Origin of the sequence: Serratia sp. CY32780 (genome assembly GCF_052169135.1) — a bacterium.
Lineage (GTDB): Bacteria > Pseudomonadota > Gammaproteobacteria > Enterobacterales > Enterobacteriaceae > Serratia > Serratia sarumanii.
The window spans coordinates 965,482-982,153 of sequence record NZ_JBJNLI010000001.1; the positions used below are offsets into that span (position 1 = coordinate 965,482).

The 16,672-nt window shown below is 60.8% G+C and carries 16 protein-coding genes and 1 tRNA gene; 6 read left to right on the forward strand and 11 right to left on the reverse strand.

Going from position 1 to position 16,672, the window contains the following annotated elements; all coding sequences use genetic code 11:
* Entirely contained in the window at window positions 1–471 is a 471-nt protein-coding gene (gene soxR, locus ACJ8HH_RS04685) for a redox-sensitive transcriptional activator SoxR (protein ID WP_033637918.1), read from the reverse strand.
* Between the two features lie 144 nt (window positions 472–615).
* On the opposite strand from soxR, the gene ACJ8HH_RS04690 reads away from it, so the two are divergent.
* Genes ACJ8HH_RS04690 through ACJ8HH_RS04700 form a run of 3 tightly spaced genes read left to right on the forward strand, consistent with a single transcriptional unit; the run spans window position 616 to window position 5,217 of the window.
* On the forward strand, window positions 616–1,044 hold the full coding sequence (locus tag ACJ8HH_RS04690; RefSeq protein ID WP_033654208.1) for a DoxX family protein: 429 nt from the start codon (window positions 616–618) through the stop codon (window positions 1,042–1,044).
* Entirely contained in the window at window positions 1,041–2,126 is a 1,086-nt protein-coding gene (locus tag ACJ8HH_RS04695; RefSeq protein WP_060418421.1) for an efflux RND transporter periplasmic adaptor subunit, read from the forward strand. Before ACJ8HH_RS04690 ends, ACJ8HH_RS04695 begins: the two co-directional genes overlap by 4 nt.
* A gap of 10 nt (window positions 2,127–2,136) precedes the next feature.
* The gene (locus tag ACJ8HH_RS04700) at window positions 2,137–5,217 is read left to right on the forward strand and encodes a MexW/MexI family multidrug efflux RND transporter permease subunit (RefSeq protein WP_060429844.1); all 3,081 of its coding nucleotides are present in this window, start codon (window positions 2,137–2,139) and stop codon (window positions 5,215–5,217) included.
* Window positions 5,218–5,266: 49 nt separating this feature from the next.
* On the opposite strand, the gene ACJ8HH_RS04705 is transcribed toward ACJ8HH_RS04700, so the two are convergent.
* The 5 genes from ACJ8HH_RS04705 to ACJ8HH_RS04725 all read right to left on the reverse strand — a co-directional run bounded on the left by ACJ8HH_RS04705 (window position 5,267) and on the right by ACJ8HH_RS04725 (window position 9,682).
* Window positions 5,267–6,067 carry a DNA/RNA non-specific endonuclease gene (locus ACJ8HH_RS04705; protein ID WP_015377376.1) on the reverse strand — a complete coding sequence of 267 codons (801 nt, stop codon included), beginning with the start codon at window positions 6,065–6,067 and terminating at the stop codon, window positions 5,267–5,269.
* A 152-nt stretch (window positions 6,068–6,219) separates the two neighbouring features.
* The gene (locus ACJ8HH_RS04710) at window positions 6,220–7,680 is read right to left on the reverse strand and encodes a TrkH family potassium uptake protein (RefSeq protein ID WP_060429846.1); all 1,461 of its coding nucleotides are present in this window, start codon (window positions 7,678–7,680) and stop codon (window positions 6,220–6,222) included.
* Window positions 7,681–7,797: 117 nt separating this feature from the next.
* Window positions 7,798–8,112: a hypothetical protein gene (locus tag ACJ8HH_RS04715; protein ID WP_033646551.1), complete on the reverse strand. Its 315-nt coding sequence runs from the start codon at window positions 8,110–8,112 to the stop codon at window positions 7,798–7,800.
* A 236-nt stretch (window positions 8,113–8,348) separates the two neighbouring features.
* Window positions 8,349–8,948 carry an NAD(P)H:quinone oxidoreductase gene (wrbA, locus tag ACJ8HH_RS04720; RefSeq protein WP_060445611.1) on the reverse strand — a complete coding sequence of 200 codons (600 nt, stop codon included), beginning with the start codon at window positions 8,946–8,948 and terminating at the stop codon, window positions 8,349–8,351.
* 158 nt (window positions 8,949–9,106) lie between these two features.
* A complete protein-coding gene (locus tag ACJ8HH_RS04725) occupies window positions 9,107–9,682 on the reverse strand; it encodes a helix-turn-helix domain-containing protein (RefSeq protein ID WP_060445610.1) in 576 nt (191 codons plus the stop codon).
* Window positions 9,683–9,749: 67 nt separating this feature from the next.
* On the opposite strand from ACJ8HH_RS04725, the gene ACJ8HH_RS04730 reads away from it, so the two are divergent.
* The gene (locus ACJ8HH_RS04730) at window positions 9,750–10,673 is read left to right on the forward strand and encodes a DMT family transporter (protein ID WP_033637926.1); all 924 of its coding nucleotides are present in this window, start codon (window positions 9,750–9,752) and stop codon (window positions 10,671–10,673) included.
* Between the two features lie 50 nt (window positions 10,674–10,723).
* On the opposite strand, the gene cycA is transcribed toward ACJ8HH_RS04730, so the two are convergent.
* On the reverse strand, window positions 10,724–12,124 hold the full coding sequence (gene cycA, locus ACJ8HH_RS04735; protein WP_033637927.1) for a D-serine/D-alanine/glycine transporter: 1,401 nt from the start codon (window positions 12,122–12,124) through the stop codon (window positions 10,724–10,726).
* Window positions 12,125–12,473: 349 nt separating this feature from the next.
* Here cycA and ACJ8HH_RS04740 point away from each other — a divergent pair.
* Window positions 12,474–12,549 (forward strand) — tRNA-Lys (locus ACJ8HH_RS04740).
* A gap of 220 nt (window positions 12,550–12,769) precedes the next feature.
* On the opposite strand, the gene ACJ8HH_RS04745 is transcribed toward ACJ8HH_RS04740, so the two are convergent.
* Window positions 12,770–13,273 carry a VTT domain-containing protein gene (locus ACJ8HH_RS04745; RefSeq protein WP_197766168.1) on the reverse strand — a complete coding sequence of 168 codons (504 nt, stop codon included), beginning with the start codon at window positions 13,271–13,273 and terminating at the stop codon, window positions 12,770–12,772.
* Between the two features lie 74 nt (window positions 13,274–13,347).
* Window positions 13,348–14,661: an MFS transporter gene (locus tag ACJ8HH_RS04750; RefSeq protein WP_197766169.1), complete on the reverse strand. Its 1,314-nt coding sequence runs from the start codon at window positions 14,659–14,661 to the stop codon at window positions 13,348–13,350.
* A gap of 382 nt (window positions 14,662–15,043) precedes the next feature.
* Here ACJ8HH_RS04750 and ACJ8HH_RS04755 point away from each other — a divergent pair, with 382 nt between their 5' ends.
* On the forward strand, window positions 15,044–15,346 hold the full coding sequence (locus ACJ8HH_RS04755; RefSeq protein WP_060425609.1) for a putative quinol monooxygenase: 303 nt from the start codon (window positions 15,044–15,046) through the stop codon (window positions 15,344–15,346).
* A gap of 111 nt (window positions 15,347–15,457) precedes the next feature.
* Here ACJ8HH_RS04755 and ACJ8HH_RS04760 read toward each other — a convergent pair whose 3' ends face one another.
* Entirely contained in the window at window positions 15,458–16,018 is a 561-nt protein-coding gene (locus ACJ8HH_RS04760; RefSeq protein WP_033654200.1) for a hypothetical protein, read from the reverse strand.
* Window positions 16,002–16,568 carry a GNAT family N-acetyltransferase gene (locus ACJ8HH_RS04765; RefSeq protein ID WP_060418424.1) on the reverse strand — a complete coding sequence of 189 codons (567 nt, stop codon included), beginning with the start codon at window positions 16,566–16,568 and terminating at the stop codon, window positions 16,002–16,004. The genes ACJ8HH_RS04760 and ACJ8HH_RS04765 overlap by 17 nt, the downstream gene beginning before the upstream one ends.
* Window positions 16,569–16,672 lie beyond the last annotated feature (104 nt).

A 16,672-nucleotide genomic window follows, 5' to 3' on the forward strand; every position in this document is an offset into this window, starting at 1 on the left:
TCACTGCCCATCCGGGTGTTCGAAAATATGCGCGCCGGCCCCTTGCCGGCCCAATATATCGTTCGGGTTGCGCAGCGGGCAGTCGGCGAGCGACAGGCAGCCGCAGCCGATGCAGCTATCGAGATGGTCGCGCAGCACCGTCAGCCGTTGAATACGCTCATCCAGCGTTTTGCGCCAGGCGGAGGACAGCACTCCCCATTGTTCTGAGGTCAGCTTGCTGCCGATGGGGAAACGGCTCAGCGCGGCGCGGATCTCTTCCAGCGGAATGCCCGCGCGCTGTGCGATCTTGATCACCGCGATATAGCGCAATACCACCGACGGATAACGCCGCTGATTGCCGGCGTTGCGCGTCGCCTGAATCAGCCCTTTACTCTCGTAGAAGTGCAGCGCGGATATCGCCACGCCGCTGCGTTTCGCCACTTCCCCGACGGTCAATAGCCGATTGGCGTCAATCGGTTCATTTCTTGCCATTTTATCTTCCTCAACTTGACCTCAAGTTAACCTGAGGTTTTATAGTTCAGCCTGCCGGGCTTGGCAACCGGCATCTCTCGAGACCTGCCCCCGCCTTATTGGGGAGAAGGATGGCTTTGGCTGTAAAATCAGGAAGAAACCGTTATGCAACGCTTTATCAACACCGCTCTGGACAGTTATTGGCTTTGGCTGCTCGCACGTCTGTGCTTGATGGTGATTTTTATCTCGTCGGGGCTCGCCAAGCTGTTCGACATCGAAGGGAGCCTGGCGGAGATGCGCGCCGCCGGTTTGCATCCGGCCTGGCTGTTCAACCTGGCGTCGGCGGCGGTGCTGCTGACAGGTTCGGTATTGATCCTGCTGAACCGGTGGGTGTGGCTGGGCGCCGGCATGCTGTCGGTGTTTCTGATCCTGACTATCGCGATCGTCCACACCTTCTGGAATATGTCCGCTCCCAATATGCAGATTTCTCTCTACTTCGCGCTGGAACACATCACGGTGATCGGCGGGCTGTGGGTGACGGCCATCGCCAGCCGTTTGCGTCAACGTCTGGCCAACACGCGTGAGGCTGCATGATGAAACGATATCTCATTATCGCGGCGCTGCTGGCGGTACTCGTCGTCGCTGCGGTAGCGATGCGTTCCACCGCGCGGCAAAGCGAAGGCGCACCGGCCTATCCGCCGGTGAAAGTGGCGCTGGCGCCCGCACTGCGTGAACAGGCGGCGCGCAGCTACGCCGGCGTGGGCGAGCTGGAGGCGGCCAGCCAGGTGGAGGTGGCGGCGGAAACCAGCGGCCGCATCACGCGTATCCTGTTCGAATCCGGCCAAACGGTGCGGCAGGGGCAGTTGCTGGTGCAGCTCAACGATGCGGTCGAACAGGCTGAGCTGGTGCGTCTGCAGGCGCAATTGCGCAACGCCGATCTGCTGCTGGGGCGCATGCGAAAACTGATGAACCTCAACGCCACTGCGCGGCAACAGTTGGACGATGCGCTGGCCGAGCGGGATATGGCGCTTGGCGCGGTGCGGGAAACGCAGGCCAAAATTGCGCAGAAGGCGATCCGCGCGCCGTTTTCCGGCGTCATCGGCATTCGCCGCGTGCATGAAGGGCAATATCTTAACGCCGCCGAGGCGGTGGCGAACCTGGTGGACGCCGATAGGCTGCGCGTCAACTTTTCGCTGGACGAACAAAGCAGCGCCGGGTTGGCGCCAGGCCAGGCGGTGTCGGTGCAGGTTGGGGCGTATCCCGATCGCGCTTTCCCCGCCGTCATTACCGCTATCGACCCGATGATCGGCAAATCCCGCACCGTGCAGGTGCAGGCGACGTTGACCAACCGTGAGGGATTGCTGAAGGCCGGCATGTACGCCGGCATTCGCGTCACGCAGCAGCAGCGCGTGGCGGTGCTGACGGTGCCGGAAACGGCGCTGACTTATACCGCGTACGGCGATACCGTGTTTCTGGCCCAGCAGGGTGAAAAGGGCATGACGGTCAAGCGCGTTTCGGTCACCGTGGGTGAGCGCAACGACGGGCGCGTCGAGATCGTCAATGGCCTGCAGGAAGGCGATCGGGTGGTGACTTCGGGCCAGCTCAAGCTGAGCGACGGCATGGCGGCCGAGCCGGTGGCGCAGGATACCCTGAACGCCGCCCAGGCCGGTTCCTGAGGAGAGACCGATGACATTTACCGATCTGTTCGTGCGCCGGCCGGTGCTGGCGCTGGTGGTCAGCACCCTGATCCTGCTGTTCGGCGCGCTGGCGCTCAGCAAGTTGCCGATCCGCCAATACCCCCTGCTGGAAAACTCGACCATCACCATCAGCACTGAATATCCCGGCGCGTCGTCCGAGCTGATGCAGGGCTTTGTCACGCAGCCGATCGCCCAGGCGGTGTCCTCCGTCGAGGGCGTTGACTACCTTTCTTCCTCTTCGGTGCAGGGGCGCAGCGTGGTGACGGTGCGTATGGCGCTGAACCGCGACTCCACCCAGGCGCTGACCGAAGTGATGGCCAAGGTCAATCAGGTGCGCTACAAGCTGCCGGAGCAGGCTTACGATCCGGTGATTGAACGTTCCGCCGGTGAGGCCACCGCCGTGGCCTATGTCGGCTTTTCCAGTAAAACGCTGTCCACGCCGGCGCTGAGCGAATACCTGACGCGGGTGGTGGAGCCGATGTTCACCACCATCGACGGCGTCGCCAAGGTTGAAGTGTTCGGCGGGCAAAAAATGGCGATGCGCCTGTGGCTGGACAGCGATCGGCTGGCCGGCCGCGGCCTGACCGCCGCCGACGTGGCCGACGCGGTGCGGCGCAACAACTACCAGGCGGCACCGGGCAAGGTGAAAGGGCAGTATGTGGTTGCCAACGTGCGGGTGAATACCGATCTCACCAGCGTTGAGGAATTTCGCAATCTGGTGGTGCGCAACGACGGCAATGGCCTGGTGCGTTTAAAAGACGTCGGCACTGTGGAGCTGGGCGCCGCGGCCACGGAAACCAGCGCCCTGATGGATGGCGAACCGGCGGTGTTCCTCGGCGTCTTCCCTACGCCGACCGGCAACCCGCTGGTAATCGTCGATGGCATTCGCCACCTGATGCCGGCGATCGACAAGATGCAGCCGCCGGGCGTGAAGATGGCACTGGCGTTCGAAACCGCGCGCTTTATTCAGGCCTCGATCGATGAAGTGGTGCATACCCTGCTCGAAGCGCTGGTGATTGTGGTGGCGGTGATCTACCTGTGTCTGGGGTCGCTGCGCACCGTGTTGATCCCGGTGGTGACCATTCCGCTGTCGATCCTTGGCGCTGCCGGGCTGATGTTGGCCTTCGGCTTCAGCGTCAATTTGCTGACGCTGCTGGCGATGGTCCTGGCGATCGGCCTGGTGGTAGACGACGCCATCGTGGTGGTGGAGAACGTGCATCGTCATATCGAAGAGGGGAAAACGCCGCTGGCGGCGGCGATGATCGGCGCGCGCGAGGTGGCGGGGCCGGTGATCGCCATGACCCTGACGCTGGCGGCGGTCTATGCGCCGATCGGCCTGATGGGCGGGCTGACCGGCGCGCTGTTTCGCGAGTTTGCGTTGACGCTGGCCGGGGCGGTAGTGGTGTCCGGCGTGGTGGCGCTGACGCTGTCGCCGGTGATGAGCTCGCTCCTGCTGCCGGCCAAACAGAGCGAAGGGCGCGTGGCGCACGCCGCCGAGTGGTTCTTCGGCGGTCTGACGCGGCGCTATGCGCGCGCGCTGGATTTTTCGCTGCGCCACCGTTGGTTGACCGGCGCGCTGGCGTTGCTGGTGATGATCAGCCTGCCGCTATTGTACCTGATGCCGCAGCGCGAGCTGGCGCCGACCGAGGATCAGGCCATCGTACTGACTGCCATCAAGGCGCCACAGCACGCCAACCTGAACTATGTCGAACGCTTTGCCTACAAGCTGGACGAGGTTTACAACCGCATGCCGGAAACCGAAAGCCGCTGGATCATCAACGGCAGCGACGGCACGGCGTCCGGCATCGGCGGCATCAACCTGACGCTGTGGCAGGCGCGTCAGCGCTCGGCGTCGGCGGTGCAGGCCGATCTGCAGCGGGCGGTGAACGACGTCGAAGGCACCAGCATTTTCGCCTTCCAGCTGCCCGCCTTGCCGGGCTCCACCGGCGGGCTGCCGGTGCAGATGGTGCTGCGCACGCCGCAGGACTACCCGCAGCTGTATCGCACCCTGGAAGAGGTGAAGCAGAACGCCAGAAACAGCGGCCTGTTTATGGTGGTGGACAGCGATCTGGACTACAACAACCCGCTGGCGGAGGTGCATATCGATCGCGCCAAGGCCAACAGTCTGGGGATCCGCATGAGCGACATCGGCGAATCGCTGGCGGTGCTGGTGGGGGAAAACTACCTCAACCGCTTCGGCATGGACGGCCGCGCCTATGACGTGATCCCGCAGAGCCTGCGCGAACAGCGGCTGACGCCGCAGGCGCTGGCGCGACAGTACGTCCGCACGCAGGACAATACGCTGGTGCCGCTCTCCACCGTGGTGTCGGTGGCCGTTAAGGTCGAGCCGAACAAGCTGACCCAGTTCAACCAGCAGAACGCCGCCACCCTGCAGGCCATTCCCGCGCCCGGCGTTTCGATGGGCGAAGCGGTGGCCTTCCTCGAACGGCAGGCCAATGCGCTGCCGGCCGAGTTTAGCCACGACTGGCAGGGGGATTCGCGCCAATATACCCAGGAAGGCAGCGCGCTGGCATTCGCGTTCCTGGCGGCGTTGGTGATCATCTATCTGGTGCTGGCGGCGCAGTACGAGAGCCTGAAAGATCCGCTGATCATCCTCATCACCGTGCCGCTGTCGATCTGCGGCGCCTTGCTGCCGCTGGCGCTGGGCTACGCCACGATGAACATCTATACCCAGGTCGGGCTGGTGACCCTGATCGGGCTGATCAGCAAGCACGGCATTTTGATGGTGGAGTTCGCCAACGAGTTGCAGATGCATCAGGGGCTGACGCGGCGCGCCGCGATTTTGCAGGCGGCGCAAATTCGCCTGCGGCCGGTGTTGATGACCACCGGGGCGATGGTGTTCGGCTTGATTCCGCTGCTGTTCGCCAGCGGCGCCGGCGCCGCCAGCCGCTTCGGCCTGGGGCTGGTGATCGTATCCGGCATGCTGGTGGGCACGCTGTTCACCCTGTTTGTGTTGCCGACGGTGTATACGCTGCTGGCGCGCGATCACGCGGTGGCGTCGCCCCGGCAGCGTGAACTGGCCGCGGCGCAAAAGGCGCTGACGGAATAAACCGCCGGCGCCCGTATGAAAAATAAACCCGCCGCGGCGGGTTTTTTCGTCAGTTTTTGCAGCCCATCAACTCCGGCAGGACGCCGGGCTTGCTCTTCAGCGAAGCCTGTACGTCGTCCGGCAGACCGGCCCAGATGATCAGACCGGTGCGTTTCTCGATCTCGTCCACCGTCACGCGGAATTGGCAAAAATCGGCGCCCTTCGGCGTATTCTGATCGAACAGGAAAGCGGCATAGTGGTTCACCGCCGGGCTGTTGTTGATGAAAATCACTTTCCAGTAGGCGCTGGGGATGGTGTGCGCTTTCTGGGTGCCCGGCAGTTTGCCCATATCGCGCTCATACAGCGGTCCGGTCACGGTATAGACCGAGGAGATATCGGCGCGATCGATCAGCTTGCGTTCCTGATCTTCCAGCCGCGCCCAGGCGCCCTGGTTCAGATCGGACTTTTGCGGCGTGATGTTGGACAGGTAGTTCAGCGACTCCCAGTCGGAAACGCCCGCCAGCGAGGCCAGCGGCGCCTGATGACCGCGATCGACCTTCAACGCCGCATTGGCGCCGGTGTAATCGGCGGGCGCCAAAGTGTCCGCCGGGTTGAGCGCCGGATCGGTTTTCCAGTTGCGCGTCTTGCCGCTGGCCGGCGTGTCTTTGGTGATGTGATAGGCCACCCAGTTGGCGAACTTGGTGGTGCTGTTGTTGTTCAACGTATAAGCGTGACGCACGATCGATACGTTGCTGCTGCCGCCGGTCGGGCAGCCGACCGCGCAGTTGTCGATGGATTCGAGCGTGTCGGCCGACGCCTGCGCGGCGAACAGCAGGGCGGCCAGGGCCAACATCTTGTTGTTAAAACGCATATTCATATCCTCAATAAGTTAAAAAATACTGTATATATTTACAGTGAATTAAACTTATCGCAGTGAAACGAATACAACAATGCAACACATTCATGTTGTGAATGTGTCGGCGTTGACAGAGCGGAACGGCGCCCTGTACGCCGCTCGGACTATCAAAAACGCCAAAACGCGCGTGAACAGAGGATCAACATCGGATAGATCTCGAGGCGGCCGAGCAGCATGGCGGCGCACATCAGCCATTTCGCCGCGTCGTTCAGCGTGCCGAAACCGGCGGCGGTTTCTCCGTACCCCAGCCCCATATTGTTGATGCAGGCGGCGACGGTGGCGAAAGCGGTGACCAGATCATAGCCCATCAAGTTCAGCAGCCAGATAAACAGACAGGTGAACAGCACGTAAAGGAAGAAGAAGCTCCAGACGGAGCGCAGCGTCCGATCCTGGATCGGCGCATTGCCGACCTTGATGGTGTACATGGCGTTGGGATGCACCAGCTGGTTGATCTCGAGCCGGCTTTGTTTGTACATGATCAGAAAACGCAGCGCTTTAATGCCGCCGCAGGTGGAGCCGACGCAGCCGCCGAAGAAACTCGCCGCCAGCAGCAGCATGATGGTGTGGGACGGGATCCGGGTGTAATCGGCGATGGCCAGACCGTTGTCGGTCATCATCGAACTGGTGAGGAAAAAGCCGTGCACGAAGGCGTCTTTGACGCCGTACATGCCCGAGCGGTACAGCTCGATACACACGATCGCCACGACGATGGCCAGAATCAACAGGAAAAAGCGCAGCTCGGGGCTGCGGTACAGCGGTTTCAGGCTGCGACGGCCGACGGCAATGAAATAGAGCGTGAAGTTCACCGCCGCCAGAATAGAGAAAATGCCGCCGACCATTTCCACCGCCGAACTGTCGTAGTACCCCAGGCTTTCGTTGCGGGTGGAAAATCCGCCGAGCGACACGGTGGAAATGCCGTGGCACAGCGCATCGAACCACGGCATGCCCGCCAGACGAAAGGCGACGGTACAGGCCAACCCCAGCCCAAGGTAGATCAACCACAGGTTTTTCGAGGTATCGGCCAGGCGTGGCGTCAGGCGTTCCTCCTTGAACGGGCCGGGCATTTCCGACTGGTAAAGTTTGGCGCCGCCGATGCCCAGCAGCGGCAGCACGGCTACGGCCAACACGATAACCCCGAGGCCGCCGATAAAATTGAGCTGGGAGCGGTAATAGAGGAACGATTTGGGCACGTTCGAGACGTCATTCAGCACCGAGGCGCCGGTGGTGGTGATGCCGGAGACTCCCTCAAACATCGCGTCGACCAGCCGGACGTTCAGCGTGTCATCCAGCCACAGCGGCAGGGCGCTGATCGCGGAAAACAGCAGCCAAAACATCACGATGATCAGAAAACCGTCCTGGGTGCGCAGCTGCACTTTCGACTGCCGGGTGCTGAACCAGCCCAATCCGCCGAGCGTGGCGGCCACCACCAGGGTATAGAAAAATGAGAAGGCGCTTTTTTCTTTATACAACAGCCCCGTCAGCAGGGGCGGGATCATTGAAAGGCTGTAAAGAAGGACCAAAAAGCTGCAAAGATGAATAACGACCAGGATCTGTTTGGTTCTGACCATACTGTTGCTCGGAATGCCTGCCGACAATGCGTCAATTTATTGAAGTGTATCAAGCATAAAGCAGGCGATATAAAAATAACGTAAAAATTCATATCGCCTAATAAGTATGGCGGGGCGTTATTCCAGCAGGTTGTTGACCGTACGGCGCACATAGTGCGTCATCTGCGCCAGATCGTCCGGCGACACCGGGCCGCCGCCGGCGCGCACCACCTGCTGTTCGATCTGGGTAATCTCCTGCTCGACCTTGTTGGCGATCTGCACTTTGACTATTTTGTCCACCGAAGACAGCAGCACCTTCAAGACCACTTTCAGCGCGATGTTCTCGCAGAACGAGTCGTAGTGATGAACCGGCGGCGGCGGGGCCGGAGCCGGCTCGGGCGCGCGCGGAGCCAGAGCCTTGAAGCTGTCTACATTTTCAATAATAAGATCCATGTCTCTTATTAGTTCATCAAAATCTTTAGACACTGACTTATTCCCTTCGCTGTGCGCAAAAAACAGAACGCCCGTCCTCGGGCTGAAAGCGGATGAGCGACGGGCAGAACGAATTCGGGCCTGGCCTTCAGACGCTGAATGGCCGGGGGAGGGGCATTCTAACCTTGCGGCGGGTCGGCAACAAGATGGGGCCGTGCGAATGCGCGGCCCTTTGAATCACAGGCGCAGGAGGGGGCTTAACTTTTCAGCTTGGCGGTGATTTTTGCCACGTGCTCGCCCTGATAGCGGGCAATGGTCAGCTCTTCGTTGCTCGGCTGCCGCGAGCCGTCGGCGCCGGCGATGGTGGTGGCGCCATACGGGGTGCCGCCGCGCACCTGCGAAACGTCAAACAGCTCTGGCGTCGCATAGCCGATCGGCACGATGATGAAACCGTGGTGAGCCAGCGTGGTCCAGGTGGAACTGATGGTGTGTTCCTGGCCGCCGCCGGTGCCGGTGGAGGAGAAGACGCTGCCTACCTTGCCGTACAGCGCGCCGGAAGCCCACAGACCGCCAGTCTGATCGAGGAAGATGCGCATCTGCCCGGCCATATTGCCGAAGCGGGTCGGCGTGCCGAAGATAATGCCGTCATAGTCCGCCAGCTCTTGCGGGGTGGCGACCGGCGCCTGTTGATGTTGTTTGCCTCCGGCTTTGGCGAAGGCCTCCGGCGTCATGGTTTCCGGCACGCGTTTAATCGTCACGTCCACGCCGTTAACCCGATTCGCGCCTTCGGCCACCGCCTGCGCCAGGCTTTCGATATGGCCGTACATTGAGTAATAAAGCACCAACACTTTCGTCATGTTCCGTACTCCCGCTCAGATGATTAACAAAAACCCTTGATAAGCATAGAAGCGAATGACGAACTTGGTTTTGTTGGATGGCGGATTCAGGGCAAGCGCCGCAGCTTGTGCGCCAGCCGCTGTTCGCCGCCAGTGTGCCGGCGCGGGGCGGCGGGCAGTCAGAAGGCGACGTTGCGGATAAAGCGCAGGGGCAGGTCGCCGTGGTTGGCGTAAGCGTAGCGTTGATCGCTGTTGAAGGTTTGTGCGGCGCCGGCGCTGAGCGTCAGCGTGCCTTGTTCCAGCTCCAGCGTCAGGGTACCGGCAATCACGTAGATCATTTCGCTCCAGCCTTCGGCGTCCGGCGCAGAGTCATAGCGCTCGCCCGGCATCAGCGTCCATTCCCACAGCTCGGCCCGCTGCCGTGCCGGCACACTGGCGGCGAACAGCGCCTGGCTGCCCGGCTGCGCGCCTTGCCAGGCCAATTCCCCGACCATGTGGCTGCCGCGCGCCTCCGGCGCCTGGATCAGATCGGTAAAGGAAATCGCCAGGGCGGCGGCGATCTTGTCGAGCACCGCCAGGCTGACGTTGCGATCGCCGGCCTCGATGCCCGCCAGCATGCGGCGGCTGACGCCGGAAAGCTCGGCCAGCGCCATCTGGCTCAGGCCCGCCCGTTGGCGGTAGCCGCGCAGATTGCTGCTCAGGTATTGCAGCACCTTGGGGGGATCGGTTTTTGCGTTATGCGCCGTATTGCTCATCGCCGGACTTTATCTCATACTGGCAGGATCTGTGCATTATATTGCACTCAGCAGGAAGGGCAAGCCGGTGTCAGCAGCAAAAAAATCCTTTATTTCCGCCGTGGTTCCGCAAATCAGGTTGCCGGAAGCGGTGTTGATTTTCATCACCATGATCTGGGGCGGCACCTTTTTGGCGGTGCATCACGCGATGCAGGTCAGCGGGCCGTTCTTTTTCGTCGGCCTGCGTTTCGCCACCGCCACGCTGGCGCTGACGCTGTTTTCGCTGCGCGTGCTGCGCGGCCTGACCCGGTATGAACTGAAGGCGGGCGTGCTGATCGGGCTGGCGATCATGTTCGGTTACAGCATGCAAACCGTCGGCCTGCAGACCATCACCAGCAGCCAATCGGCGTTTATCACCGCCATGTACGTGCCGATCGTGCCTCTGTTGCAATGGCTGGTGCTGGGGCGCTTCCCCGGCATCATGTCGTGGATCGGCATTCTGCTGGCCTTCACCGGCCTGATGCTGCTGGCGGCGCCGAGCAGCACCGACATGACGCTGAGCCTCGGTGAAATTCTGACGCTGGCCGGCACCCTGGGCATGGCGGCAGAGATCATTCTGATCGGCGCCTTCGCCGGCAAGGTCAATATCCGCCGAGTGACCATTGTGCAGCTGGCGACCGCCTCGCTGGCCTCCTTTTTGATGATGGCGCCGACCGGCGAGTCGCCGCCGCCGTATTCGGATTACCTGCTGTACAGCGCCATAGGGCTGGGGCTGGCCAGCGCCTTGATTCAGCTGACCATGAACTGGGCGCAGCGCAGCGTTTCGCCGACGCGCGCCACGGTGATTTACGCCGGCGAACCGGTCTGGGCGGGCATCGTCGGGCGGTTGGCCGGCGAGCGTTTACCGGGCGTGGCGTTATTGGGGGGCGCGTTGATTGTAATCGGGGTGGTGGTCAGCGAGCTGCGCGTGCGGCGCAGGGATAAAGCGGCGGTGGCGACGGAAGCGGATTAGCGCAGAGACATAGAAAGCAGGAAGGGGCGGAGATATCCGCCCCTTTTGCATCACGCGGTTTTCTTCTTGCGCAGGAACACGTAAGACAGGCCGAGCACGATGAACCACAGCGGGGTGACGATCAGCGCCTGGCGGGTGTCTTCGCGCAGCGACAGCAGCACCAGCACGAACACGAAGAACGCCATGCACACCCAGCACATCAGCTTACCGGCCGGCATCTTGTAGATCGATTTCTGGTGCAGCGCCGGGCGCTGTTTACGGTAGACCAGGTACGAGCACAGGATGATGGTCCAGACGAACATGAACAGAATCGCCGATACGGTGGTCACCAGGGTGAAGACCGTCATCACGTTCGGGATCAGGTAAATCAGCACCACGCCGCCCAGCAGGCAGATGCAGGAGAAGGTGAGGCCGTTGGCCGGCACCGCGCGCTTGGAAAGATTGGCGAACGATTTCGGCGCGTCGCCTTCCTGCGCCAGCCCGAACAGCATGCGGCTGGTGGAGAATACGCCGCTGTTGGCGGAAGAGGCGGCTGAGGTCAGCACCACAAAGTTGATCACGCTGGCCGCAGCCGGCAGGCCGATCAGCACGAACAGCTCAACGAACGGGCTCTTGTCCGGCACCACGGAGCTCCACGGCGTCACCGACATGATGACGATCAGGGCGAACACGTAGAACATGATGATGCGGATCGGAATCGAGTTGATGGCGCGCGGCAGCGATTTCTCCGGATCCTTGGTTTCCGCGGCGGTGGTGCCCACCAGCTCAATGCCGACGAAGGCGAATACCGCAATCTGGAAGCCGGCGAAGAAGCCGCTGATGCCTTTCGGGAACATGCCGCCGTCATTCCACAAATGGGTGAATGAGGCCACGGTGCCGGTCGGCGATTGGAACTGCATGGCGATCATCACCAGCCCGGCGACGATCAGCCCGACGATGGCGACGATTTTGATCATCGCAAACCAGAACTCCATTTCACCGAACATTTTCACCGTCGCCAGATTAAGGCCGAGCAGCAACAGCACGCACAGCAGCGAAGCGATCCACTGCGATAGTTCGGGGAACCAGAACTGGGCGTAGGCGGTGATCGCCACGACGTCGGCGATGCCGGTAACCACCCAGCAGAACCAGTAGGTCCAGCCGGTGAAGAAACCGGCCCACGGGCCGAGCAGGTCCGCGGCGAAATCGCTGAACGATTTGTATTCCAGGTTGGACAGCAGCAGCTCGCCCATGGCGCGCATCACGAAGAACAGCATAAAGCCGATGATCATGTACACGAAGATGATCGAAGGGCCGGCCAGACTGATGGTTTTACCGGAGCCCATAAACAGACCGGTGCCGATGGCGCCGCCGATGGCGATCAGTTGAATATGTCGGTTAGTGAGGTTTCGCCGTAGATGATCTTCTGAAGCGGGCGTCGCGTCAGTCGCTATTTTAGAGTGATCTACCATCTGATGATGTCCTGTTTTACCTGTCATTAGTGAAGTCGCGAGCTCTGAAGTGGCTCTTTTTTATACATTTATCCGGTTGGTCCGGCTTTAGTAAGGTAGTGCAATAACGCCACCTTTGTGCAACATGTTTACAACATTTATACGCGGGATAAAAGTCGATCAATCTTTACACGGAGGAGGCAAATCGGACGTTCAGGGAGCGGAAGATTACTCTTCAAAACGTGGGATTAACAGACCTTATGCGGCTTATCTCGTTGATTAAACAAAGGGTTGTAAAGTTCGCATGAGAAAAAGTAATGGGTGTAAGCGTTCGACAGCGGCGCCGGTGAGGAAGACAGTTTAGCGCGTTGAGTTGTTCGATCAGTCGCTAGAGCCGTTGACTCTTAATCAATGGGGCGCAGGTTCGACCCCTGTACGACCCGCCAACCAAATCAGCGTGTTACGCTCGGACTTTTCTCTGTTTGTTTCCTCATTGCGCCGTTTTAAGCGCGCATTCTGCAAAAAAATTCGCATTTTTCGACTGATGTTCAGAAAGGTGATCTGGCGCAAACTGCAATGTTGCACCGCAGTTTATACGGCAAGAGAGGCTGTGCGCTGGCGCAACGTCGGCGCATGGGCCGAACATTTGCCCAAGAATCTTTCAGGTCAAGATACGGGGAATATATGCGCAGCCGACATCAAGATCAGCGCCCAGGCGGCAGCCGAGAGCGCGGCGGTGGCATAGACGCGCCCCAGCGGCAGTTTCAGCATGCCGGCCATCAGCGGTACGGTATAGCGCATCACCGCCAGAAAACGCGAGGCGAACAGCAGCGGCAGCCCTCTCTTTTGCAAGGCGCGCTGGGCTTTGCGCAGCGGCGCGTGAAAGCGTGCCGGCAGCCGGCGGCGTAGATCGCGGCGGCATAGCAGCGCGCCGCAGTGGAACGACAAGATCGATCCCAGCGCGGCGCCGAGGGCGATGGCCGCCCAAACGGCGCCGAGGGGCAGCGCGTGCTTGCCCGCAACGATGCCCATCAGCAGCGTGATCGAAGCGGGCGGCAGGATGGAGGAAACGAAGATCACGGATTTACCCAGCGCAAACAGGAAAATCAGCAGCAGCAACATCTCCGGCTCCGGACTGTATTTGGCGATAATGTGCGTCAATTCATCCATTTAACACCTGCGGGCGAGGGGGCTGAGTGCCAGTGTCCCATCCGCAGGTTCAATAAGGGTTAAATAACGCGCCGCTATCCGGCAATCTCTGCGTCTTGCTTGCTCACCTCGGCGCGCCGGTTTCTGAGCGCCCACAACAGCGCGGCGCACAGCAGCGAGAAAGCGGCCAGCACCAGCGGCCCGGCATGCGGGCTGTGAAAACGCTGTTCCGCCTCGGTGCGGATCAGCGGGGCTAAAAAGCTGAACGCGGCGCCGAGCGTGGTGCAAAAGCCGATGCCGGCCGCCAGCGCCGGGCCGGTGAGCACCTGAGCGGGAAACGTCCAGAAAATCGGCTGTACCGCCAGGAAACTGACTGCACAACAGCTCAGGGCGACGATAGCGAGCAAAGGGCCGGCATAGGAAGAGACCACCAACCCCAGCGCCGCCGCGATCATGCAGCCGACGGCGATCGGTAATCTTCTGGCGGTGTTTCTGTCGGCAAAGCGCGGCAGGAAATAGACGCCCAGCGCAGAGAACGCCCAGGGAATGGCGGCCACCAGCGAGGCCTTGAAGCCGAGATGGGTGCCCATCAGCGAGGCGACCTGCGACGGCAGGAAAAACATCAGGCCGTACACGCCGATTTGCAGGGTGCCGTAGATCAGCGCCAGATGCCAAACTTTGCCGCTTCTCATCGCCGCTTTGACGCTGCTGGTTTCGGTTTGCTGCTGTTCGGCGGCCAACTGTGCCACCAGCGCCGCACGCTCTTCCTCGGTCAGAAAGCGGGCCTGCTGCGGGCTATCGTCGAGATAGAAAAAGGCGAAGACGCCGAGGGCGACGGCCGGCAGCCCCTCCAGCACGAACATCCAGAACCAGCCGGGTTTGCCCAGCACGCCGTGCATCTCCAGCAAGGCTCCCGACAGCGGCGAGCCGAGCGTCAGGGCCGCCGGCACGCCAAGCACGAAAATGCCGATCACCGAGGCGCGCACCTTATTGGGAAAATAGATCGACGCGAGCAGCAGGATGCCGGGGTAAAAGCCGGCTTCGGCGATCCCCAGCAGAAAGCGCAAGACGATAAACTGCTGTTCGTTGATCACCAGCCCGGTACAGGCCGACAGCGCCCCCCACAGCGCGGTGGTGGCCCTGAGCCAGCGTTTGGCGCCCCAGCGGTTCATCAGCAGGTTGGCCGGGATGCCGAACAGCGCATAGGCTGCAAAAAATATCCCGGCGCCCAGGGCAAAGGCGGATTGCGACAGCGCGATATCGATGGCCATCGCGTCCTTGGCAAAGCCGACGTTAACCCTGTCGATAAAGGCGACAAAGTACATGGCGAACATCAAGGGCACCAGTCTGCGCCAGGTTTTGCGGATGGCGGCGTTGAGCGCTGGAGCGGCATAGGTGGCGTGATTCACTGGCGATAACCTCTCTTCTGAGAATGACAAACGTCGGTCACAGGACCGTCCTGATGCCGTTGCCCGTAACACGGCGGTAACCACGGATTTTTTCGTGAGCCTTAAAGGTCTAAAGGACTAATGGTCAGGCCTTTAGGGGCGAAAAAAACGCCGCGTATCGAGTCGGCAGGTTGGTGCAGACATCACCACGGTGAATGGTGTGTTGCTTTCTTGTTAATTAAAAGTTCACACAGGGCTATGGCGCGTTCAAGCGCTTTGATCGCGATCTGTGTGCGCTATCACCGAATTGGCAACCCGGTGGTAGACCCGGAGAAAGGCGCTTTCATCTCGTGAGGGGGGGATATAAGGTGAAACGCGGCAAAACAAAATACAGGAGCGCTACATGCTGAAGGTCATCGCTGAAGATTTTATCCACCCGGAACACATTGCAACCGTTATGCCATGGTATCGCGAGCTGGTGGAGAAAACCCGGCAGGAACCTTTGTGCATCAGTTATGAGCTGTGTATCGACCAGCAGGATCCCGGGCATTTTATTTTTATCGAAAGCTGGCCGGATCGCGCCGCCCTGGATGCGCATTGCCAGACCGAGCATTTCACCCGGTTGGTGCCGCAGATCAGCCAGCATCAGCGCAAGCCTTGCACCTTCCTGTTTATGCAGGTATTTCCTGAAACAGGTGATAAATAGGCGAAAAAATCCCCGCAGGGGGCGGGGTCAATGGCTTCTCACTACTATCTTGTTGTGATTAAAAAATAGGCTGATAATGATTTTCATTCTCTAAGAATGCTCTTAAATAAATCAGCCTGGTGAATGATTCACCGCCGGCTTTTCGCTGACTGTTTTAATGGCGCGCAACATACGGCGGCGTATCAGCCCGCTGACCAGGCGAATCGCATACCAATAGGGGGTAAACCGCCGCCGGCTGGCGTCGTCGGGGCAGAAGATGCGTGTTTCCGTCACCAGGCGGCAGCGGCCGTCCGGCAGAGGGCTCACGACATAACCCAGCGCCAGTTTGGCGACGCCGGGCTTAACGAAGGCCAGAAAGCCCGCCCCGTCAGCGACCTGCTCCAGACCGTATTCAGCCTGCCAAAAGCGGCCGATCAGGCCATAGACCAACGCGCTGTCATCCTGCTCAAGCAGGCAAAAGTTATGCAGGCCAAACGGCGGCGGGCTGGGTTTATTGCGTGGCATCAGCCGCGCGGGCAATTCGCGCAGCGCTATCATGCTGCGGAAAAAACGGTCGTGCTTGGGATCGTAAGCGGCCACGGCCGCCAGGATCCGCGCCTGTGGCGCGGCGATGGCGATCGCATGCCGCTCCGAGAACTGGTATTGCCCAAGGTATTTATTCAGCAGCGTCATGCTTTGCATTCTCCCGCCATTCGCTTTGCAGCAGAGCGAAACCGAATTCGTCGCCCCACGCGCCTTTGAAAAACACGTTTTGCCGCCAATGGGCCTCGCGCCGAAAACCCAGTTTGCCGAACAGCGTGGCGGCGGCAAGATTACGCGCGTCCACCACCGCAGTAATACGGTGCTTCGCCAGCGGCCCGAACAGCAGGGCGATGACGGCGTTCAGCGCCTCGCGCGCCAGCCCTTGACGCTGGTGGCTGGGCGCGAAGGTCACGCCCAGTTCAGCCTGGCGCCCCTCATCGAAGAAATGCACCGCGATATCGCCGAGCAACGCGCCGTTCTCGCGGCGCTCGACCGCCAGTTGAAACCAGCTGTCGTCACGGTTGAATTCGAGCCGCCGTTGCCGTGCGAAAAAGGCCTGCGCATCGGCGGCGCTGTAGTCGCTCCAGCTTTGGTAGCGAGTCACGTCCGGGTGGCTGCGGTAGGCGGTAAAGTCGGGCAGATCGTCGGCGGTGAACGGGCGCAGGCGAAGTCTGGGGGTCAGCAGAGGCAAATGGCGCATTGTTTTTCCTTATCAGCGCATTAGGGCTAACGGCAGTGTAGCCCAGCGCCAAGAGGCGGGCTGCGTAAAATGAGCGGTGGCGGAAAAGCGGGAAATGCCGGTTC